The 22,978-nt window shown below is 34.6% G+C and carries 21 protein-coding genes; 7 read left to right on the top strand and 14 right to left on the bottom strand.

Translation table 11 applies throughout. The features are described from left to right. Nucleotides 1-3: 3 nt before the first annotated feature. The 8 genes from ACJJVT_RS02150 to ACJJVT_RS02115 all read right to left on the bottom strand — a co-directional run bounded on the left by ACJJVT_RS02150 (nucleotide 4) and on the right by ACJJVT_RS02115 (nucleotide 6,037). Nucleotides 4-909 carry a ribonuclease Z gene (locus ACJJVT_RS02150; protein ID WP_405396070.1) on the bottom strand — a complete coding sequence of 302 codons (906 nt, stop codon included), beginning with the start codon at nucleotides 907-909 and terminating at the stop codon, nucleotides 4-6. A gap of 35 nt (nucleotides 910-944) precedes the next feature. After that, nucleotides 945-1,277 (bottom strand): ribonuclease Z, encoded by a 333-nt coding sequence (locus ACJJVT_RS02145; RefSeq protein WP_405396067.1) that lies wholly within the window; start codon nucleotides 1,275-1,277, stop codon nucleotides 945-947. 1 nt (nucleotide 1,278) lies between these two features. Further along, nucleotides 1,279-2,205 carry an aspartate carbamoyltransferase catalytic subunit gene (locus tag ACJJVT_RS02140; protein WP_405396065.1) on the bottom strand — a complete coding sequence of 309 codons (927 nt, stop codon included), beginning with the start codon at nucleotides 2,203-2,205 and terminating at the stop codon, nucleotides 1,279-1,281. 4 nt (nucleotides 2,206-2,209) lie between these two features. Then, nucleotides 2,210-2,749: a bifunctional pyr operon transcriptional regulator/uracil phosphoribosyltransferase PyrR gene (gene pyrR / locus ACJJVT_RS02135; RefSeq protein WP_073245639.1), complete on the bottom strand. Its 540-nt coding sequence runs from the start codon at nucleotides 2,747-2,749 to the stop codon at nucleotides 2,210-2,212. A gap of 113 nt (nucleotides 2,750-2,862) precedes the next feature. After that, nucleotides 2,863-3,591: a LytTR family DNA-binding domain-containing protein gene (locus ACJJVT_RS02130; protein WP_073245641.1), complete on the bottom strand. Its 729-nt coding sequence runs from the start codon at nucleotides 3,589-3,591 to the stop codon at nucleotides 2,863-2,865. Next, entirely contained in the window at nucleotides 3,588-4,622 is a 1,035-nt protein-coding gene (locus ACJJVT_RS02125) for a sensor histidine kinase (RefSeq protein WP_405396064.1), read from the bottom strand. The genes ACJJVT_RS02130 and ACJJVT_RS02125 overlap by 4 nt, the downstream gene beginning before the upstream one ends. A gap of 7 nt (nucleotides 4,623-4,629) precedes the next feature. Then, nucleotides 4,630-4,971, bottom strand: a complete 342-nt coding sequence (locus tag ACJJVT_RS02120) for a DUF4907 domain-containing protein (RefSeq protein ID WP_405396062.1) — start codon at nucleotides 4,969-4,971, stop codon at nucleotides 4,630-4,632. 73 nt (nucleotides 4,972-5,044) lie between these two features. Beyond that, entirely contained in the window at nucleotides 5,045-6,037 is a 993-nt protein-coding gene (locus ACJJVT_RS02115) for a Kelch repeat-containing protein (protein WP_405396059.1), read from the bottom strand. Nucleotides 6,038-6,277: 240 nt separating this feature from the next. Here ACJJVT_RS02115 and ACJJVT_RS02110 point away from each other — a divergent pair, with 240 nt between their 5' ends. After that, nucleotides 6,278-7,618, top strand: coding sequence for a DUF4270 family protein (locus ACJJVT_RS02110; protein WP_405396057.1), 1,341 nt, complete (start codon nucleotides 6,278-6,280; stop codon nucleotides 7,616-7,618). Next, the gene (locus tag ACJJVT_RS02105; RefSeq protein WP_405396055.1) at nucleotides 7,608-8,858 is read left to right on the top strand and encodes an OmpP1/FadL family transporter; all 1,251 of its coding nucleotides are present in this window, start codon (nucleotides 7,608-7,610) and stop codon (nucleotides 8,856-8,858) included. The genes ACJJVT_RS02110 and ACJJVT_RS02105 overlap by 11 nt, the downstream gene beginning before the upstream one ends. A 384-nt stretch (nucleotides 8,859-9,242) precedes the next feature. Here the strand turns inward: ACJJVT_RS02105 and rpsA are convergent, their stop codons facing one another. Then, entirely contained in the window at nucleotides 9,243-11,078 is a 1,836-nt protein-coding gene (rpsA, locus tag ACJJVT_RS02100; protein WP_405396053.1) for a 30S ribosomal protein S1, read from the bottom strand. Between the two features lie 265 nt (nucleotides 11,079-11,343). On the opposite strand from rpsA, the gene ACJJVT_RS02095 reads away from it, so the two are divergent. Next, the gene (locus tag ACJJVT_RS02095; RefSeq protein ID WP_303600087.1) at nucleotides 11,344-11,724 is read left to right on the top strand and encodes a LysM peptidoglycan-binding domain-containing protein; all 381 of its coding nucleotides are present in this window, start codon (nucleotides 11,344-11,346) and stop codon (nucleotides 11,722-11,724) included. Between the two features lie 50 nt (nucleotides 11,725-11,774). On the opposite strand, the gene cmk is transcribed toward ACJJVT_RS02095, so the two are convergent. Further along, nucleotides 11,775-12,473 carry a (d)CMP kinase gene (gene cmk / locus ACJJVT_RS02090; RefSeq protein WP_405396051.1) on the bottom strand — a complete coding sequence of 233 codons (699 nt, stop codon included), beginning with the start codon at nucleotides 12,471-12,473 and terminating at the stop codon, nucleotides 11,775-11,777. Between the two features lie 28 nt (nucleotides 12,474-12,501). Then, nucleotides 12,502-14,952, bottom strand: a complete 2,451-nt coding sequence (gene lon / locus ACJJVT_RS02085) for an endopeptidase La (RefSeq protein ID WP_405396049.1) — start codon at nucleotides 14,950-14,952, stop codon at nucleotides 12,502-12,504. Nucleotides 14,953-15,305: 353 nt separating this feature from the next. Between lon and ACJJVT_RS02080 the strand changes: the two genes are divergently transcribed. The 4 genes from ACJJVT_RS02080 to ACJJVT_RS02065 are packed head-to-tail and all read left to right on the top strand — an operon-like array spanning nucleotide 15,306 to nucleotide 18,248. After that, nucleotides 15,306-15,860, top strand: a complete 555-nt coding sequence (locus ACJJVT_RS02080) for an RNA polymerase sigma factor (protein WP_073245660.1) — start codon at nucleotides 15,306-15,308, stop codon at nucleotides 15,858-15,860. After that, nucleotides 15,860-16,423 carry a hypothetical protein gene (locus ACJJVT_RS02075; protein ID WP_405396047.1) on the top strand — a complete coding sequence of 188 codons (564 nt, stop codon included), beginning with the start codon at nucleotides 15,860-15,862 and terminating at the stop codon, nucleotides 16,421-16,423. Before ACJJVT_RS02080 ends, ACJJVT_RS02075 begins: the two co-directional genes overlap by 1 nt. Further along, nucleotides 16,404-17,495, top strand: a complete 1,092-nt coding sequence (locus ACJJVT_RS02070) for a hypothetical protein (RefSeq protein ID WP_405396044.1) — start codon at nucleotides 16,404-16,406, stop codon at nucleotides 17,493-17,495. The genes ACJJVT_RS02075 and ACJJVT_RS02070 overlap by 20 nt, the downstream gene beginning before the upstream one ends. A 27-nt stretch (nucleotides 17,496-17,522) precedes the next feature. Then, a complete protein-coding gene (locus ACJJVT_RS02065) occupies nucleotides 17,523-18,248 on the top strand; it encodes a head GIN domain-containing protein (protein ID WP_405396042.1) in 726 nt (241 codons plus the stop codon). A 45-nt stretch (nucleotides 18,249-18,293) separates the two neighbouring features. Here the strand turns inward: ACJJVT_RS02065 and ACJJVT_RS02060 are convergent, their stop codons facing one another. From ACJJVT_RS02060 to ACJJVT_RS02050, 3 genes are all read right to left on the bottom strand, one after another. After that, complete coding sequence (locus ACJJVT_RS02060; RefSeq protein ID WP_405396041.1) at nucleotides 18,294-19,634, bottom strand: MFS transporter; 1,341 nt, start codon at nucleotides 19,632-19,634, stop codon at nucleotides 18,294-18,296. Nucleotides 19,635-19,695: 61 nt separating this feature from the next. Next, a complete protein-coding gene (locus ACJJVT_RS02055; protein ID WP_405396039.1) occupies nucleotides 19,696-20,505 on the bottom strand; it encodes a M48 family metallopeptidase in 810 nt (269 codons plus the stop codon). Between the two features lie 36 nt (nucleotides 20,506-20,541). Then, entirely contained in the window at nucleotides 20,542-22,944 is a 2,403-nt protein-coding gene (locus tag ACJJVT_RS02050; protein ID WP_405396038.1) for a glycoside hydrolase family 31 protein, read from the bottom strand. Between the last annotated feature and the right edge of the window lie 34 nt (nucleotides 22,945-22,978).

Here is a 22,978-nt window from a genome sequence, read left to right as displayed (position 1 = left end):
CATTTAAAAATCAAAAGTCTTACCATCATCGGAAAGTAGCACATTCTCAAATATAGTCGACGCTTCTTCTTTAAAAAGCTCAATAGATTTATAACGGGTAGAATAATGACCTAATACTAAGGTTTTTACGTTTGCAGCCTTTGCTACTTTTGCAGCTTGCATTGCAGTTGCATGCTTTGTTTTCGTTGCCAATTCAGCTTCTGGCTCTAAAAAGGTAGATTCATGATATAAAACATCAACATCTTTAATTTTCGCAGCTAAGCTTTCATCATAGATAGTATCACTACAAAAGGCATAAGATTTTGGCTTAGGCGGATCATAAGTCAATTCACTATTCTCAATTACCTCTCCATTGTCCAAGGTAATATCTTTACCATTTTTTATATTTTGATAATAGGCTTTATCTATACCATATTCTTCGACAGCTTCTATGTTCAGCTTTCTTTTTCCAACTTTCTCTCTAAACAAATAGCCGTTCGTATAGATTCTATGATCTAATGGTATTGTAGTAACGCTGATTTTAGTATCCTCAAAAATAAGTTCAGACTCTTTACTTGTAAGTTCATGAAATAATAAAGGGTAGTTCGTCCATGAATCACCTAATTTCAATAGCAATGTAATAGCTTCTTTGATTCCTTTTGGTCCGTATACATGAAGCTCTTTTTCTCTACCAAGCAATCTCATTGTCGAAATGAAACCAGGCAGACCGAAAAAATGATCTCCATGTAGGTGTGAGATAAAAATGTGATTAATTCTTGAGAACTTAATTTTATGCCTTCTGAGTTCTACTTGTGTACCCTCACCACAATCAATCAACATAATATGGTTATTGATTTCTAGAACTTGAGATGTTGGGTTCGTAAATGTTCTTGGTGTTGCCGCATAACAGCCCAATACAGTAAGGTGCATATTAATTTTATTCTATAATTTCTTGACCTAGCCTATTAGATCCCTAAATCGCGTTCAATTTCTTCCATTTCAACAACATCGCGTGCTTCTTGAAGTGATGGAACTAAGTTTATTTCTTCTGGCACATCGTCATAAGATACCTGATCAGAAACCATAACGAATGACTTACCATTCTCTTTATGCTTTCTCGCTATTTCTAAAAATGAAATAACATTATAAGGTGTCAGTTCAGAGAAACTCAATAAATCTAATACCAAATTATCATTCTTAAACTTGTCATATTCCTTCTCCAAATTTTCAAGAAAGCGTTCAATAGAAATTTTTTCTTGAGAGACGATTATCAACGATCCTTCTTTAGTAAAAATCATATCATTTAATTTTAGATGCTAACAAATAAATCACTGCCATACGTATGGCTACTCCGTTTTCAACTTGATTCAAAATTATTGATTGTTTCGAATCGGCAACATCACTTGTAATTTCAACTCCCCTATTTATTGGTCCGGGGTGCATAATTACAATTTCTTTATCTAAACTATCAAGCAGTTTTTTATTGACTCCGAATTGCTGGGTGTATTCCCTTGTTGTTGGAAAATAAGATATATCTAACCTTTCGTTCTGTATACGCAACATATTTGCCACATCGCACCACTCAAGGGCTTTTCTTAAATTGGTTTCAACACCTACCCCTAAAGATTCTATATATTTAGGTAACAAAGTTTTAGGTCCGCACACTTTAACATTTGCTCCTTGTAATTTTAGTGCAAAAATATTTGAAAGCGCTACTCTAGAATGGAGAATATCACCTACAATTACCACATTTTTACCAACTACATCGCCCAATTTTTCACGGATGGAGTAAGAATCTAATAATGCCTGAGTAGGGTGTTCGTGTGCCCCATCGCCAGCATTTACAATAGAAGCATTTACATGCTTTGATAAAAATATACCCGCCCCAGGATTTGGATGCCGCATGACCACCATATCTACTTTCATAGATAAAATGTTATTTACGGTATCTATTAAAGTTTCCCCTTTTTTTACAGACGATTGACTAGCAGAAAAATTAAGCACATCTGCAGATAGTCGTTTTTCAGCGAGTTCAAAAGATAATTTAGTTCTGGTACTATTTTCAAAAAATATATTGGCAATAGTGATATCACGAAGAGAAGGAACTTTTTTAATGGAGCGATTGATCACTTCCTTAAAATGATCTGCAGTTTCAAAAATAAGCTGAATATCGGTTTCCTTTAGGTATTTAATTCCCAGTAAGTGTTTAACACTCAGTTCGCTCATTTTCTTATCTATTTACTAAATATATAATATCCTCCCCGTCATTCTCTTCCCACATCACCTTTACTTTTTCATCATTAATAGCATCTACTTGTCTACCTCTATAATTAGGTTGTATAGGTAAATGCCTACTAAATCTTCGGTCAATTAAACACAACAGTTCTACATCTTTTGGTCTACCAAAAGACTGTAGAGCAGTCAAAGCCGCATTTATACTTCTACCGGTATAGAGAACATCATCTATTAAGACAACGTTCTTATCTTCTATTAAAAAATCAATTTTTGTTTTCGTAGCTTCTAAAGTCTTATCGCCTCTTCTAAAATCATCACGATAAAATGTGATATCTAAAAAGCCAAGATCAATTTGCTTTACTTTATATTCTTCTTTAAGAATCTTAGTTAAGCGTTGGGCAAGAAATTTACCCCTAGGTTGAATACCTATTAATACCGTATTTTCAAAACTTAAATGGTTCTCAAGAAGCTGACAAGCCAATCGATGCAGGATGATATTTATTTCTTTGGAAGAGAGTAAAACTTTTTGACTCATAATTGGCACCCGTGCTTTTAGCTAAACAAAAATAGAGAATTCTATCTAAACTTTGACAGCTTAAATTAGGAAGTAAAATAGAAAGAATAAATTTAGGCAGCTATCTAGAAAATCTACAACCCTAGTATAGAGAAAAAAGCTTCTTTGTGACTTTCACCAATAGGAATTCGCATATCGTTTATAACTATTCTATTGCGCTGAACAGTTTTAATATAATTTACGTTTACTAGATAAGATTTATGCACTCTAAGAAACTGATTAGAAGGTAATTTACTCATAATCTCTTTAAAACTCATGAGTGTAAGAATGGTCTTGTTCGTATTGACAACGTGAATCTTTAAATAATCTTTTAAACCCTGTACATATTCAATTTGATCTAAATTGATTTTTATACTTTCATATTCGGCCTTTACAAAAATGAACTTTTTATCTACTGAATTATCGCCGGCCGATGAAAATACGTTTGCTTCCATAATAGTTTTTTGTTTTTTAGATATTAAATCTTGCACTCGTGATACCGATTTTATAAAACGATGGTATGGTATCGGTTTTACTAAATAATCAACTGCATTCAACTCAAAGCCTTCAACGGCATATTGAGAATAGGCTGTAGTAAATATGAAAAATGGTCGATTATCTAAAGTGCCCATAAAATCGATTCCGTTAATTTGAGGCATTTCGATATCACAAAAAATTAAATCGATTTTTTTCTCTTTTATATCGCTAATAGCATCTAACGGATTGGTGTATGTTTTTACCAAATCGATAAAATCTAACTTTTCGCAATAACCTGAAAGTATTTCTATTGCTAATGGCTCATCATCTATAATTATACATTTCATAGGCTTGATTGTTTTTGGTAAATAGTTAATGACACTTCGTAATCTTTTCCGTCATTCTCAACTTCAAGATCATGTAATCCTGGGTAGATTAGCGTTAATTGGTTTCTAATATTTTCTAAACCAATACCAGAATTCTTTGTAGGCTCTCTAAAAACCCCTATTTTATTCTTGACATTTAGATAGACTGATGCATCTGTAATAATCAATGTAATTTTCACATAGGTCTTACCTTTATAATCGGTACCATATTTAAAGGCATTTTCGATAAAAGAAATAAACAATAAAGGCGGCACTGCCCTACCCCTATCTTCTCCTGTAATTTTTAAAGAAACATTTTCACTATCAGATAATCGCAATCGCTGTAATTGAATGTAACTTTTTATATAATCTATTTCTTTGTTCAATGGTACCAAATCTTTATCGGCCTCATAAATCATATACCTCATTAACTCAGACAAATCAACAATTGCCTCAGAAGTATCTGGCGATTTTTTTACCGAAAGCGCATAAATTGTATTTAGTGTATTGAATAAAAAATGCGGATTCAACTGCGCTTTTAAAAATTGCAACTCTGACTTAATACTCTCTTTTTCAACTGATAAACGTAAATTCTCATTACGTTTCCATTCTACATATATTCTTAAAATGGCACTAATTACATAGGGTATACCAAGATTTACGAACGATCTATAAATAGGCATATAACCAAAACCTCTTGGGCGTTGAAAATCCATTATAAAATTTTCAGGAAACTTTGGTTCGTAAAAATGATTTAGCAGCATCACAGAAGCTACCAACAAACCCAATGATACCAACAGGTAAAACAGCACGCTTTTTTTCAGAAGGTACTCCGGTACTAAATAGAAGTAGTTGAAATAAAACAGCACGATTATAACAATCAGCTTCGGAAAAACATCTGAAGGAATTGGTCTTGCATCGTTTAAAATCGGATAAAAAGTGAGTCCGTATAACAATATCCATATACTAATATGAACAACTATCTGAACCCTATTTTTTATAATCGATTTCATAAAGAAATTAGCGACTTTTCGCAGTGGTAATATTTAATTCGGCTAAATCTGCTGGTAATAAAATTGGTGATTTACCTTCTTCTAATTTTGTAACAACAAGATCTGCAGTTTTTAAGGCCTGAGCCTCGGTAGCAAACTTTTGCTTACCTGAAAAACCTGGTATATATTCTTGTAAAATCACTATTTTTTCTCCTCGCATAATCTGATAGCCGTAACCATTATTTAAATCTACCACCTGACTATGAAAAGTTTGTTCTTGATTAATGAACGCTTGATTATAAATGGAATAGCCCAACACAAGTGCCAAAAATAACACAAGAAAGACCCAATATTTTGCAGTCGAAATCATAAAAAATGTTTAAAAATGGGCCAATCCACACAGATTGACCCAAAAAATTAACAATTACACTCACTATGAAAAATTAATCTTCCTCTTCGTACTCATCTTGAGGAAAGAATTCATCTAAATCATCTAGGTATAAAGTACCTGTTCTACCCATTCCTATAAATACACGACTACCATTAGAAAATGCAATAGCATCTTGCCTTGTCGCTCCTTCAAAAGACGTTTTTTGCTCCCACTCATCATCTGCAGGATCATACTCCCAAACTGTATTGGTCGCGCCACTTAATTCACCACAGGCTATATAGCCGTAACCATTTAATGTAAAACCAACCGCATTACTTCTTTGCACAGCGTAATCATCTTCTTCATCCAAATCTAATTTCTTTGTCCAACTTTCTGTAGCAGGATCAAATACCCAAAAATCATCTAGATAAACTCCGTTAGAAACTCCGGTTCCTAAATAAGTTAATCCATCAATTGTGAATGTTGTAGCCGACCTTCTTTTGTTTCCTCCAAAACCAACTAGCTCTGTCCAAGTATCATTACCAGGATTATACTTCCAGAAATCTTTTCTATCGTTCTCACCATCATAGCCCGTACCTACATAACCAAATCCGTTAGCACCAAAACCAACTGCACTTCTTCTCGCTGTTGTTAACGAAGCAATCTCTGTCCATGTATTAGATGCTGTGTTATAGCTATAAAAATCAGTTAATTCATCAACACCATCATATCCAGAACCGATATAACCCGTACCGTCAATTTCAAAACCTACTGCGGCGTTTCTTGCCACCCCAGGAAAATCTGCCTTTTGAGACCAGTAATCACCTTCGATATCATATGCCCAAAATGAAGACAAATAATCATCTCCATCATAACCAACGCCCATATAACCAACATTACCAATTGTAAAGCCCGATACACTACTTCTTGGGCTACCATCAAATACAGATTTATCTACCCAGTTTCCTAAATCGTCATCGTCATCATCACTTGAACAACTTGAAATTACCATAGCTAGTAGTGCCATACCAGTAATCTTGTACACATACGATTTTCTTTTATTCATTATTTTTTGTTTTAAGGTTCTTTCTTTTCAGGATCAAATCTACTGGAGACCCTACTGTTCAAAAAAACACAATAGATTAAAATTGGTTTTTAACATACCAATCCCCAGTTTTCATCTACCAACACAAAATTTTAATTAATAGCTTAAATAACAGCTTTCATCCCTTAACATTCACGATTCGTCTATTCAGGTTTTCACAACCAAGCTTGGTATTTAGTTTTGATGAAAATTAAATACTAAATGAAGGTGTTCTTAAACAAAGTACGTGCGCTCTACATAGTTATGCTAAGCGGTTTTATCTCTATTGCTATTATATCGTGTAGCGATGATATTTATAATGACTCAGAATTTGTTGCGGGTGAAACCTTTACCGATAGCAATGTTCGACTTATATTAATTGACACATTAACCGTCAGTACATCTACCATGAAATTTGATAGTATTGTCACTTCAGAATCTACAAGAATACTTTTAGGAAAATATACCGACACTGTTTTTGGCACTGTTACTACATCTAGCTACATGCAATTTCTACCTGAAACATATACCATAGACTCTGAAGCTGAGTTCGACAGTATTGTCATGGTAATGGGTTATGATAACTATTATTATAATGATACGCTGCAGAAAAACACCATACATATTAAAAAAGTCAACGAAAATTTCAACCCGGTAGGTGATGATTTCTTCTATAATACAAGTAGTATAGGTTATGACGAAACCGACCTAGGTTTTTCTGAATATTACCCCCGACCGTTATCAGGTGATTCTATCACTATTAAACTTGTAGATGATTTTGGTACAGATGTATTTTCTCAACTTCAAGAAAAAAATATTGTAAACGCTGATGAATATCGAGATTACTTTAAGGGTATTGGTCTAGTACCAGATGATACTGATAACGGAGCTATCATAGGTTTTTCAAAATTTTCTGAAAGCACCTATATGCGTTTATACTATAGTACAGATACCGAATACGAATCTGAGCAAGAATATCTTGATATACAAATAGATGGTACTACGACTCCTGTTCCATTTTTTAATAGGATTACAGCAGATGACCCTATTATACCTTTGCAAACTTTGACCGACAGTAAGGTAAATTTAGAAAGTTCAGATGCTAATAACCAAAGCTATATACAGTCTGGTGTTGGTATTGCTATGCGTGTACAATTCCCCAGTATAACAAGTCTTTATGACATACCTGGTAGTGGAACTATTTTAGACGGAATCTTAAAAATTAAACCTTCGGCTCAATCTTATGATGACCATTTAAAACTTAGAGACACACTTGCCGTTTACGTGGTTGACCAAAACAATGATTTAATTGAGACGCTCACATCTACTTCATATGCTATTCTCAATAGAGACAATCAAGAATTTAATGACATCTATTACGAAATACCAATAGCCTATTATTTAGAAGAGTTACAATTGAAAGATAGAGATATTGATGATGCACTGATACTGCTTCCTGCAGATTATAACTCTACGGTCGATAGATTTATTTTAAACGGGAACGGCAATGGCGAAAACGAAACAATTTTAGAATTAACATACGGTATATACGATGAAGATTAATCAAATACTATTTTTTACCATAGCAACATTGTTGGCTTTTAACCAATCTTCGGCACAGTCTGAAGCCTTAACGAGTTCACCCTATTCGCTTTACGGATTAGGAGTCATTAACCAAACCAGCATTGGCAAATTCAATAGTTTAGGCTACAGTGGTATCGGTATAAAATCTCCGTACGAGCTAAACAATTTAAATCCGGCGAATTATGCGCTAATACCACAAAACTCATTTCTATATGATATAGGTGTTACTGGTGAGTTCAATAGTTACAGCAACACTTCTTCTTCTGAAGAAAAATCGAATGTAAACTTTTCTAATTTAGCCTTCGGATTTAGAATTATGGAAAACTTAGGTGCCGGTATTACCATGACACCTTATAGCGATGTTGGTTACTCGCTACTTGGCGTTAGCAGCAACATTGAAGGATCTACAGATTCTTTTGAAAGTAATGTAACCGGATTGGGCGGATTAAATGATATTAAGCTTAATGTTGGTTATGCCCTAATGCCAAAATTGAGATTAGGTTTAAGTGCATCGTTTTTATTCGGAAACATTGAAGAAACGGAATCTTTCATTTATAGCTCTTCTACATTCGAATCTGTAGAGCAAACTAATTATAGTGGTGCAAGATTAGGTTTCGGACTTCAATATGATGTTAATGACAAAATAACTATTGGTAGTACCGTTCAACTACCAACAAGTTTAAACGGAAACCTTAAAAGATCTGTAGATAAAACAATATCAGGAATTGCAATTTCTGTGGAAGATGAAAGCTCTGGTAATGTTTCTGATTTTAAACTTCCTTTAGAACTCGGTTTTGGTTTGAGTATAAAACCTATTGAAGAATTGACTTTTAGTGCAGATTACAAGAAGAACTTTTGGACAGACACTAATCAATCTGAAAATATTGGCAGCTATGAAGATCAAGATATTTACGCCTTTGGTCTAGAATTTATTCAAGATCCTACCAGTTACAAATACAGTCAAAGACTTGCGTACAGATTAGGATACAATTATGACAATGGATACTTAGCCATAGGTGACAAAAAGGTGGAGGGTTATAACTTTACCGCAGGTATCGGTATACCAACAAGCAGAGGTACACACTCTATGATCAACCTTTCTTATAGTTATGGTTCAAAAGGGCTTTTACAAAACGTATTGGTGAAAGAGAATTTTCACCTAGTCACTTTAAACTTGAGTCTAGAAGACATCTGGTTCGTGAAGAAAAAGGTTTATTAATTAAAGTATTATACTAAACACTAACTACTAGCATTTATCTAGAAGTAAATTAAAACTTCTAGGATTAAAATCTCCATTAGTAATTCATTTTTTTTGGAACCCTAATAGGAACTGAGAATTGTGGATATTAAAAAAAGCCCAGATTAATTTCCGGGCTTTTACTTTTGCTACTTTCCTAAGATACATCTTGATAAATTAAGGCAAGAAAATATCAAAACTTACTACGTAACCTCCTCTATATTAATTCAAACTTCTACATTAACATTTATAATAGCAATTCGCTTTATCACGACTTAAAAGTGAAAATAATAGATACAAAAAAAGCCCGGATACATATCCGGGCTTTTACTTATCATCCTTTTTCAAGGATGTATACTAATGAAATTACTTCTTCTTAGAATCAGCTTCCATTTTGTCTTTCAACGCTTGTAGTGCATCGTTAGCATCACCTAAAGTAGGCTTAGCTTCATCTGCGCTAGCCGCTTGTCTTTTGACAGCTGCTTTCACATTACGTTGCTCTTCTTCACGGAAAATAGCAGTATGACTAGCTACTACACGTTTGAAGTCTTTATTGAACTCAATAATCTTGAATTCAGCTTCATCGCCTTTACCTAGTTTTTTACCATCTTCTTTCTCTAAATGACGTTGAGGAATGAATGCAGTAATATCTTCGTTAAATTCAATTGTTGCACCTTTATCAACTACATCAGAAATGGTTGCTGTATGAACTGTACCCAAAGCGAATTCAGTTTCATATTTATCCCAAGGGTTTTCAGTAGTTTGTTTATGACCTAAGCTTAACTTACGACCATCAACATCTAATTCCAACACCTCAACCTCTAAAGTATCACCAACATTGGTAAACTCAGATGGATGCTTGATTTTCTTAGTCCAAGAAAGATCAGAGATATAAATTAAACCATCAATACCTTCTTCTAGCTCAACAAAAACACCAAAGTTTGTAAAGTTTCTTACAATACCTTTATGCTTAGAACCTACAGGATATTTAGTAGTAATATCAGTCCAAGGATCTGGAGTCAATTGCTTGATACCAAGAGACATTTTACGATCTTCACGATCCAATGTCAATACAACTGCTTCAACCTCATCACCAACTTTTACGAAATCTTGTGCAGAACGCAAGTGCGTAGACCAAGACATTTCAGAAACGTGGATAAGACCTTCAACACCTTCAACAACTTCGATAAATGCGCCGTAATCAGCTATAACAACTACTTTACCTTTTACTTTATCACCAATCTTAATTTCATCAGATAAAGCTTCCCAAGGGTGCTTCTCTAATTGCTTAAGACCTAATTGAATTCTAGATTTGTTTTCATCAAAATCAAGAATTACAACATTTAATTTCTGGTCAAGTTCAACAACCTCGTTCGGGTGGTTGATTCTGCTCCAAGAAAGGTCAGTAATGTGAACTAAACCATCAACACCACCAAGATCAATAAACACACCGTAAGAAGTAATGTTTTTAACAACACCTTCTAATACTTGTCCTTTTTCTAATTGGCTAATGATTTCTTTCTTCTGTTCTTCAATATCAGCTTCAATAAGCGCTTTATGAGAAACAACAACGTTTTTAAATTCGTGGTTGATTTTTACAACCTTAAATTCCATTGTTTTGTTAACATACTGATCGTAATCACGAATAGGTTTAACATCGATTTGAGAACCTGGTAAGAAAGCTTCAATACCAAATACGTCAACGATCATACCACCTTTAGTTCTGCACTTAACAAAACCACTAACGATTTCTTCTTTGTCATGAGCCGCGTTAACACGATCCCAAGCCATAATAGTTCTCGCCTTTCTGTGAGATAATACTAGTTGACCACTTTTATCTTCACGAATATCGATCAATACCTCTACTTTGTCACCAACTTTTAAACCTGGGTTGTAACGAAATTCGTTTAACGAAATTACACCTTCAGATTTTGCGTTGATATCAATAATAGCTTCTCTATCTGTGATATAAACTACCGTACCTTCTACTACTTCCTCATCGGCAGTATCTACGAAGTTTTCGGCAACTAATTCTTCAAATTCCTTTAATTTAGAATCATCAACACGCTCAATTCCTTGCTCGTATTTTTCCCAGTTAAAGTTTTCTAAGAATTCTTTTGGATCTTGCTGTGGAGTTTCAACAGCTTGTTGTGTTGCTTCGGTAGTAGCTTCTACCTCTGCGTTTGTTTTTTCTTCAGCCATTTGCTGATTAATAATTTGTATTTCATAACCTTATCAAGAATTAGGCAACGACTATGAAAGTAGTTATATTTATTTGTTTATCTAATCCCTTTTTCTCTTGACTTCCTTGCAAAAAAGGTGTGCAAAAATAATCATTTTATTTAAATTAGACAACACAACTAAGTATTACACGTTCATTTAAGGAATATGGCACGATTTTAGAGTTAAACATCTTAAATATGCTTATCTTAGAAGTATTATAATAACCATTAAAAAAAGCAAAATTATGAGTGTTAAGGCAAAATATCAAGGTGTATTAGATCTTGGTGAGCAATTAGGTATAAAAGACGGTAATGTAACTGTTGAAGGTGATGTTCTTAAAGTGAAAGGGCAAGCAAAAACACCTTACGAAAAAGACCTAATGTGGGATAAAATTAAGCAACTAGGTGGCGAAAGTCCTTCTGACATTAAAGCTAATATCTCTGTTGAAGACGATTCTGTATATCACAGACACGTTGTTAAAGGTGGTGAGTCTTTAAGTAAAATAGCGAAGCACTACTACGGTGATGCTATGCAATACAAAGCTATTTTTGAAGCGAACACTGGCATCTTAAAAAGTCCAGATGTTATTCATCCTGATCAAGTATTGGTTATTCCAAATAAATAATATTCAATAGAATATAAAATGAAAAGAGGTTAGCATTGCTAACCTCTTTTTTATGCTTGATGTTTTTCAATAACCCGAAGCGAATGTTCATAGATTCTTTGAAACTGATCCTCTAGTCCTAAATCACTATTATCAAACTCAATAGCATCTTCTGCCCTTTTTAAAGGTGAAATTGCACGGTTACTATCTATATAATCTCGCTTTTCAACATTTTCTAGAATATCTGCATAAACAACATTCTCTCCCCTATCCAACAATTCTTTATATCTTCTTACCGCACGTTTTTCTGGCGAAGCCGTCATGAAAATTTTAAGTTCAGCGTCAGGGAATACTACAGTACCGATATCTCTACCGTCCATAACAAGACCTTTATCAATACCCATTGCTTGTTGCATGGCTACCAATTTTTCTCGCACAGCTGCTATAACAGAAACCTGACTCACATTTTTTGACACAGGCATAGTTCTTATTTCCTTCTCTACATTTTCACCATTCAAATACATTTCGGCATATCCTAATTCTGAATTAAATATAAAATTCAATTCGATATCACCTAATGATTTCACCAATGCATCTTCATCGACTTCACCCGCTTCTACAAAACCGGACTTCATTGCAAATAATGTAACTGCGCGGTACATTGCACCAGTATCTACATATACATATTCTAGTTTTTTAGCTAATTGCTTAGCCAAAGTACTCTTTCCCGTAGAAGAGAATCCGTCGATTGCAATAGTGATTTTTTTCATTGTTCCAAAAATATAAAGAAAAGCTATACTATAGCTCCTTTGCGTTTTTTACTTTGACATCTGTAATGGCAATATCAATTACTTCAGACATTTCTTTTACATAGTGAAAGGTCAATCCCTTTAAATAAGATTCTTTAATTTCTTTGATATCACGTTCATTATCTGCACAAAGAATTATCTCTTTAATTTTCGCTCTTTTTGCTGCAAGAATCTTCTCTTTGATTCCGCCTACAGGTAACACTTTACCACGTAAGGTAATTTCACCTGTCATTGCCAAGCTCTTTTTAATACGTTTTTGAGTAAACAACGAAACTAAAGAAGTTAACATAGTTATACCCGCACTCGGACCATCTTTAGGGGTTGCACCCTCTGGCACGTGAATATGCACGTTGTACTTTTCAAAGACCGTTGGATCAATTCCAAATCGTTCAGCATTAGACTTTATGTATTCCATTGCAATGGTAGCCGATTCTTTCATCACCTTACCAAGGTTACCGGTAATTGTCATATTACCTTTACCTTTTGAAAGTATAGATTCAATAAACAATATATCACCCCCAACACTGGTCCAAGCAAGACCTGTTACTACACCTGCAACTTCATTATTTTCATATTTGTCACGCTCCATTTTTGGTGCGCCCAATACTTCTATAATAACTTCATTACTGACTTTTATCTCATATTCCTCTTCTGTAGCGATAGATTTAGCCGCATAACGTACCATTTTGGCAATTTGCTTCTCTAAAGAACGAACACCAGATTCGCGGGTATAACCTTCAATAATTTTCTCTAATTGTGGCTTTCCGATTTTTAAATGACTAGAATCTAAACCATGCTCAGTTAATTGCTTTGGCAGTAAATGCTTTTTTGCAATCTCTACTTTTTCTTCAATGGTATAACCACTTACGTGAATAATCTCCATACGATCCCTAAGTGCCGGCTGAATACTACCTAAATTATTTGCGGTAGCAACGAACATCACTTTAGAAAGGTCATAACCTAACTCCAAAAAGTTATCGTGAAAATCACTATTCTGCTCAGGATCCAAGACCTCTAACATTGCTGAAGATGGATCACCTTGATTACTATTAGACAACTTATCTATCTCATCTAGTATAAAAACAGGATTTGAGGTACCTGCCTTTTTAAGACTTTGAATAATTCTACCTGGCATAGCACCAATGTAAGTTTTACGGTGCCCTCTAATTTCAGCTTCATCACGTAAACCACCTAAAGACATTCTTACATATTCTCTACCTAATGCTTCTGCAATAGATTTACCTAAAGAAGTTTTACCAACTCCCGGAGGTCCGTACAGACATAAGATCGGAGATTTCATATCATTACGCAGTTTTAATACCGCTAAATATTCTATGATTCTTTTCTTTACATCTTCTAAACCATAATGGTCACGGTCTAATATTCTTTGGGCTCTTTTTAGATCGAATTTATCTTTCGAAAACTCCTTCCAAGGTAGATCTAGCATAAGATCCAAATAGTTTCTTTGAATAGAATATTCCGCTACCTGCGGATTCATTCGCTTCATTTTTGCTAGTTCTTTATCAAAATGCTCCTTAACTTTCTTTCCCCATTTTTTCTTTTTAGACTTGATTTTCATCTCCTCTAACTCCTCATCATAAGAAACACCACCCAATTCTTCTTGAATGGTTTTCATTTGCTGGTGTAAGAAATATTCTCTCTGCTGTTGATCTAAGTCATTTCTAACTTTAGACTGTATATCGTTCTTAAGCTCCAACTTTTGCATTTCAACATTCATATATTTCAATGTTGCCAATGCTCTTTCTTGCAAGCTACCAATCTCTAATAATTCTTGCTTTGCCTTAACATCTAAATTAAGATTAGAAGAAACAAAATTGATTAGAAAAGAATCGCTTTGAATATTTTTTATAGCAAAAGATGCCTCACTCGGAATGTTCGGATTATCTCTAATTATTTTTAAAGCCAATTCTTTGATCGATTCAATAATCGCCAAAAATTGTTTATCGTTTTTTTTGGGTCTTATTTCTTCTGTCTCTCTAACTGTAGCCGTTAAGTATGGCTTTTTAGTCAAGATTTCAGCAACCTCAAAACGTTTTTTACCTTGAATGATAACCGTTGTATTACCATCGGGCATTTGAAGTACACGTAATATTTTAGCTACAGTACCCAAGGTATTGATATCCTGCACATCAGGATTTTCAGTTTCCTCATCTTTCTGAGAAACTACACCAATGACCTTAGAACCATTATTAGCATCCTTTATTAAGCGAATACTTTTATCTCTACCCGCAGTAATAGGAATTACCACACCAGGAAATAGCACTGTATTTCTTAAAGGCAATATCGGCAAGGTTTCTGGCAATGTCTCACTATTCATTTGCTCCTCATCTTCGGGGGTCAATAGTGGTATAAGCTCAGAATCTTGATCTATTCCTTGTAAAGACATATTGTCAAAATTTGAAAATTTAGAATCTCCCATACTCATATATCGGTCATTCTGTCATTAAACCAACAGAATTTTATTTTTATAAATTATACATAAATGCTGTAATAGCAATGAAAACTAAGCGAATGCAGCTTTTGTAGCTTCATTTGCATATAAGTATTTCAATTCTTGTGCCAAGAGAATTAATTCATTTAAAAATTAGATAGTATTAAAGAATACTACGTCAGCACTAGCCCATAAAGCATATGTAAAAACTTCTTTATAAATCAGATGCTAGCTTTAAAGTCGATAATCTAGAATATGAAGTGAAGAATATTTACATATAAATTTTACCAAACTGTAACAAACCGTAAATTGAGTCATCTTTCAATAAAACCAATCACTTTTTGAGCCAACAAAGAGAACATATTGATGAGCTAGTGCAATTGTGCATGGCCGGTAAACAGAGTGCACAGCTAGAAGTGTACAACAGGTATTACAAGGCTATGTTCAACACATCACTCAGAATCGTAAAAGACACTGCCCAAGCAGAAGACATTATGCAAGAATCGTTTCTAAGCGCATTTACGAAACTGCATACTTTTAAAGGGGAAGTAACTTTTGGATCTTGGTTGAAGCGCATTGTTATTAACAACAGCATACATCAATATAGAAAGCAACAGAAAAAGAATGAAGTTGCTTTAGATGAAGTATTGTACAAGGTCGAAGATAATGACGGAATTGCATCTGACCATGTGTTTACAGAACTAAAGGCTCAAAAAGTGATGGAAACCATGAAAGATTTAAAAGACAATTACAGAATTTCTTTGACCTTACATCTAATTGAAGGGTTTGATTATGATGAAATTAGCGAAATCATGAACATTAGTTACGCCAATTGCAGAACTACCGTTTCACGAGCTAAAGAAAGTCTTAGAAAAAAATTAATACTCGCAGTCTAATGAAGAAAGATACTATTGACGAGCTTTTTATTGAGCTACAGGACAAAATGGATTATGCGGAACCCACTACAGGGCACCAACAACGTTTTTTAGAAAAACTAAATGAATCAAAAGGCGTGGCTAAACTTGCACCTAAGAAAAAGAATCCTTGGATGCTCTTTTTGTCTGTTGCCGCATCAATTGCTATTTTATTATCTGTAGGCATATTTCAACTTAATACTGCTAGTAGCATTGAAGATCAGGTTGCCGAAATTTCACCTGAAGCTTCTAAGACCCAATTTTATTTCACCAATTTAATCGAAGAGCAAATCAACGAACTGAATTCTGAAAAATCACCAGAAACAGAAAAAATAATTAAAGACACCATGACCCAATTGAAAAAGCTTCAATTGAATTACACCAAAATGGAACAGGATCTTTTAAACGGTGGTAATAGTAAACTTATATTAAGTGCTATGATTACCAATTTCCAAACCAGAATAGACCTTTTAAGCGAGGTAATGATACAAATTGAAAATATTAAATCAATTAAAAAATCAAATGATGAAAACTATACTATATAAATATACCTGGCTACTATTATTAGCATTTACCACTGTAGCCGCTGCCAACGATACTGATTTTGATGGCAAGCATACTAGAGAAAAGACCATTAAAAAAGAATTTAATGTCAATGCTAATGCATTGCTAAAAATCAACAACTCATACGGTAATTTAAATATTACTTCTTGGAACGAGAATAGGGTCGTTATTGAAGTTCACATTAAAACCAATGGTAATAACGAAGAAAAGGTTCAGAAAAAACTAGATGAAATTTCAATTGATTTTGAAGCTAGTAGCGAACGTGTTTCTGCAGAAACTATTTTTAACAAAAGTAGTAATGGCTGGGGATGGAGCTGGGGAAACAATAACAATGTCAACATGCAGATCAACTACACCATTAAAGTTCCTGTAAAAAACAATGTTGACCTAAGTAATGATTACGGTAATATTAGCCTAGATAGAATTGATGGTCATGCCAGAATTAATTGTGACTACGGAAGGTTAGATTTAGGAGAACTAAGAGGTCGTAATAATCGTTTAAATTTCGACTACACCTCAAAATCTACAATTGGGTATATCAATAGTGGAGAAATAAGAGCCGACTACTCCGGATTTACAATTGAAAAAGCTGGTAATCTTGCAATAAATGCAGACTATACCAACGCTAGTATTGGCACTATGGACAACTTGGAATACACTAGTGATTACGGCAATATGGATATTGACGAATTAAAGAGTATTGATGGTAATGGTGATTATATTACTGTAAAATTAGGTACTGTACATGGTGATGTTTCCATTGTGGCGGACTATGGTTCTATTAGAATTGAAGAGCTTGCTGCTGATGCCGGCAATGTAAATATTAGAACAGATTATACCGGAATCAAAATAGGATACCATAGCGATTATCATTTCGATTTTGACATATCAACCAGTTATGCGGGTGTTAGTGGAAAAGATGACTTTACCATTAACATTAGTACAGAAAAATCTTCTGACAAGCACTACGAAGGGTTTTATGGCTCTAAAGGAAGTGGAAATAAAATGACACTGTCAAGTGACTATGGCGGTATTAGTTTTACCAAAAAATAATCAATCAATCAATTAAATATGAAAATCATGAAAAAATTAAGTTTATTAGTATGTGCAGGTTTTTTATCTCTTTCTTGTTCAGCACAATGGGGAAAAACCATAAAAGGAAACGGAAACAATGTTACCATTGAAAGAAACACGGGAGATTATGACGGAGTAGCCGTTTCTGGCTGGTTCGATGTTGACCTAGTTTCTGGCAGCGAAGGAGAGATTACGTTGAAAGGTGAAGAAAATCTTCTAGAGTATATTATCACCGAGGTAAAAGATGGCAAACTGGTTATTAAAACTGAAAAAGGAGTCAACTTAAAATCAAGCAATTGGAAATCTGGAATTCATATTACCGTACCTGTAGAATCTATAAGTTCTGTGGCTATGTCTGGTTCTGGAGATATCGTTGGAAAGACAAAAATTAAAGCAGATAAATTCAGTACGGCCATGTCAGGATCTGGTGATATTACCTTAGATATTGATACGAGCTCTATTTCTGCTACAATGTCAGGATCCGGAGATATTTCATTAAGCGGTAGAACTACCGATTTTGAAGCTACAATTTCTGGTAGTGGTGATATTGAAGCGTATGGCCTTGAAGCTGATAATGTAGAAGCCACAGTTTCTGGTTCTGCAGATATACAAGTAACCGCAAACAAATCTATTAAAGCCCGTGTATCTGGCTCTGGAGATATCTCTTATAAAGGCAATCCAGAAAAAGTAAATACTAAAACTTCTGGTTCAGGAGATATTTCTAAAGGATAACATATAAAATCAAAATAGCGAACAATCAATTCAACGAAGCCTCTTTTATAGAGGCTTTTTTGATTCATCTACCCTAAATAACAATATAATACCGCCTAAAAAGAATACGAATAAAAACAAAATAGCATATCGCATATTACTTACCTGATCAATTATAGCAAAGAGCGCCATACCGATAACAATACCTATCTTCTCAGCAACGTCATAAAAACTAAAGTACGAGGTAGTGTCTTCTGTTTCTGGTAAGAATTTTGAATATGTAGATCTCCCTAAAGATTGAACACCTCCCATTACCAAACCTACAAAACCTGCAGCAATGTAAAATTGTATGGGTGTTACCATAAAGTAAGCGTAAACACATAGTAGCATCCAAATTGCATTAACTGCTATTAAGGTTTTAATATTTCCATATTTATCAGATGCCTTAGAGGTAATTATAGCACCAGCTATTGCAACCAATTGAATTACCAATACACTTATAATTAACCCTGTAGTTTTTTCACTTGCCGAAACCCAAGCAATTTCCTTTTCTCCAAAATACACCGCAACCAACATAATTGTTTGGACAGCCATACTGAACACAAAAAAGGCATATAGGTATCGCTTTAGTCTTTCATTTTCTTTCAATTGACCCCAAACTACCTTTAGTTCTTTAAGACCATTAAAGAGAACGTCGCGAGTAATTTTGTGACCTTTACCTACACCTTTTGGTAACACATAAAATGTGTATTGACTAAAAAGCAACCACCATACCCCAACGGTTATAAATGATATTCTCATCGCTTCTACTTTAGCTGCGTTTAGGGTCTCTTCTGTTTCACCAATATCAAATCCAAACCATTCTGGTTTCATAACCATGGCTAAATTCAATAATAATAATAGAACACTCCCAAAATAACCTAGTGAAAATCCTTTTGCGCTAATACTATCTTGTTGATCTTCAAAAGCAATATCAGGTAAATACGAATTATAAAAAACTAGACTGCCCCAATACCCTATCAATCCCATAAAATAGAACAGAAGACTTAAATGAATTTGTTCTAAATCGAACCAATACAAACCCATACAACCTATACTACCTGTGTAGCAGAAAAACTTCATGAACATTTTCTTATTACCAACATAATCAGCAATGCCCGATAATACTGGTGACAAAAATGCGACAACAAGAAAGGTAAAAGCAGTAACTATGGAAATGAGCACGGTTTGTTTCATATCGAAACCGAATGCCGAAATCAATTCATCTTTAGATGCAAAAAGTGAAGAATAATAGATAGGAAAAATAGAAGAGGCTATGGTTAACGTATACACTGAATTTGCCCAGTCATAAAAGGCCCATGCGTTCAATAATTTTTTACTTCCTTTTGCAACTAGTGTCTTCCCCATATATAAAAATAAAAAGCCGTTCATTTCTGAACGGCTTCAATATACAATAATCCTAAAGGTTTTAGTTAAATTTAGTTACTCCAAATTTAGCCGCTTCTGCTTCAGCATCTGGTGCCCAAGCTGTTAGGTTATTTATTCTTGTATCATTAGAAGGGTGTGTACTCATGAATTCTGGTGGTGCTTCTCCTCCACTGTTTGCCTTCATACGTTTCCACAACTCTGCAGCTTCGTAAGGATCGTAACCTGCAATAGCCATAATCTGTAAACCTATTCTATCGGCTTCGGTTTCGTGACTTCTACTAAATGGAAGCATTCCTAAATACTGCGTACCTACTCCGTAAGCTTGATTGAACAAGCCTAACGTTTGTTGATTTTTTATTGCAACATTACCTGCCACAGCACCTACTTGTTGTAATGTACCTGCACTCATACGTTGTGCACCGTGATCAGCAAGAGCATGCGCTACTTCATGACCCATTACCACTGCAACACCAGTTTCTGTTTGCGTAATTGGTAAAATACCCGTGTAAAATACAATTTTACCACCTGGCATACACCATGCATTTACAGTTTCATCTTTCACCAAGTTATACTCCCAAGCATAATCTTGTAAATAACCTGGATGACCGTTTGCCGTTAACCAACGTTCTGCCGCGGAAGAAATACGTTGACCCACCCTAGTAATCATTTGAGCATCTGCTGTACCAGTTACAACATTATTCTCAGTTAAAAAAGTGTCGTATTGAGCAAAGGCTGAAGGGAACACCTGACTATTCGGATAAAAATTTAAAGTTTTCTGACCCGTAAACGGATTTACTTTACAAGCTGAAACGCCTATAAATACAAATACTATTAATACTAATTTTCTCATATTGTTAATTTTAGTTAATGGTAATAAGCTACAAAGTTATTGTTTTCCTGATAAATGCAATAGCGTAAAGTTTTTGTCTATTCGCAAATCATTGTTTTCGTTAACCGCTATACTATCTAAAGCAATTTTTTCATTGTCTATCATTACGCTATCAACTTCAAAAGGAAGCCCATGAAAATTAAGCCTTATCATCTTATATTCTGTATCGAAAGTTCCATCTTTAAATAACTGAATGGTCAATGAATTTTCTTTACCTGTTAACTTATAATTACTCAACGAATACCGCCCTTTCTTATAATCATACCCGTCGTCTGAATCTTCATATACCTCAGAAGCTTCTGTACCTTCTTTATAATATACTTCTAAAACTAATTCTTCTATCGTCTTTTCCCCTACATATTGTTGAATAGGATACTTCGGAATTATAGCTCCGGCTTTTACAAAAACAGGAAGCATATCTATCTCTGCCGCTACCCATTTTTCTTTACCTCCGACAACATGTTCGTTAGTCCAAAAATCGTACCACTCTCCACGAGGTATGTACATTCTACGCCCTTGTGCATTGGGTTCTTGTATAGGACAAACCAATATTTTTTCTCCAAAAATAAATTCGTCAGTTCTAAAATGCGTTTGATTATCTTCTTGGTCATAAAACACTAAAGACTGAACCATTGGAATATTCTCTTTAGTATACTTATAAAACATGGTGTATAAATATGGTAACAATTGATAACGCAGATTTACAAATTTTCTAACGATATCTGTTATCTCTGAACCAAATGACCATGGTTCTTGATCACCATGATCCCCACTTGAATGTACTCTACAAAACGGATGAAAAATTCCTAATTGCACCCATCTGGCAAATAATTCGCCATCTGGTTGTTCGGCAAATCCGCCGATATCAGAGCCTACAAAAGAATAGCCGCTTAAACACATACGCTGCACCTGCACGTTGGCGATCCATAAATGCTCCCAAGTAGCGACATTATCGCCTGTCCAAGTAGAAGAATATCGTTGTGTACCTGCAAATGCTGCCCTTGTTATTACAAATGGTCGTTTTGGATATACATACTTCTTAACTCCTTCATAAGTTGCCCTTACCATTTGCATACCATAAACATTGTGTGCTTTTCGGTGTGTACATGGGTGTCCGTCGTAATTATGACGAGTGTCTAAAGGTGCCGTTTTTGTTGGAACTTCCATTACTGCCGGTTCGTTCATATCATTCCAAACGGCATGAACTCCTAATTCTGACATAAATTCTTTGTACAATTCCGCCCACCATTCTCGAACTAGAGGATTGGTAAAATCTGGAAAATAACATTCCCCAGGCCATACCTTACCATGCATTAAAGGACCATCTCCCCTTTTACAGAAATAATCGTTTTCTAATGCTTCATTATATATCCAATAATCACGATCCACTTTTATACCTGGATCAATCATTACTACAGTCTTGAAGCCGTCTTCTTCCAGTTCAGAAATCATTCTCTTTGGATCAGGAAAATGCTCTTTATCCCAAGTAAAACACCTAAAACCATCCATATAATCTATATCTAAATAGATTGCATCACAAGGTATTTGTAATCTTCTAAATTCGCCGGTAATATCTTTTACATTACTTTCTGGATAATAACTCCATTTAGATTGATGAAAGCCTAATGCCCACATTGGCGGTAATTCGGGCGTACCGGTAAGACTTGAATATGAGCTAACTACTTTTGACATATCTGGTCCAAAAATGAAGTAATAATTCATTTCGCCACCATCGGCCCAAAAGCTTGTTATATTTCTTCGCTCTTGTGAAAAATCGAAACCTGTTCTAAAACTATTGTCAAAATAAATACCGTAAGCCTTGCCTTTATTTAAGCCAATATAGAATGGTATTGCCTTGTAAAGAGGGTCTTGCTCTTTTGCAAAAGCAAATTGATCCGTTACCCAATTTTCTACTCTTTTACCCTTAAGGTTACTATGCATGGCTTTATCGCCCATGCCATAAAAACTCTCGCCAGACTGGGTTATTTTACTCAATTTTACAGTGTTTCCACCATATTCATAGTTTTCTTCCCAATGAAAACCTAACTCGTCTTCACTAATGATGTTTCCCTCTAAATCTGAAATTTGTGTACGTAATGTCTTTTTATCTACCAGAATGCTTAATCTCGCAGTTGCTACTATATACTCTGTATCGTTCTCTACAATTTCTAATTTACTGTAACCCATGGTTGCATCTGGGTCAATGGCGTATGAGAAATCTGGTTCAAAATTATAGTTGGTAGCATACCTAAAACGAATAATGCTACCTCTTAGTATTGTTATTTGTAAAACAACACCGTTGTCTGTAGTGAAGTATAATTTATCTGAGTCTTGTGAAAATTCAACGATATGGTTTGGGTATAAATTACCTTTATACTCAAGCTCTGTATTTGTGATCATGAACTTATAAATTAAAAAATATCAATTATTACTA

The organism is Maribacter sp. Asnod2-G09 (assembly GCF_045063795.1).
Classification (GTDB): domain Bacteria; phylum Bacteroidota; class Bacteroidia; order Flavobacteriales; family Flavobacteriaceae; genus Maribacter.
This window is presented reverse-complemented; position numbering and strand designations above follow the sequence as displayed.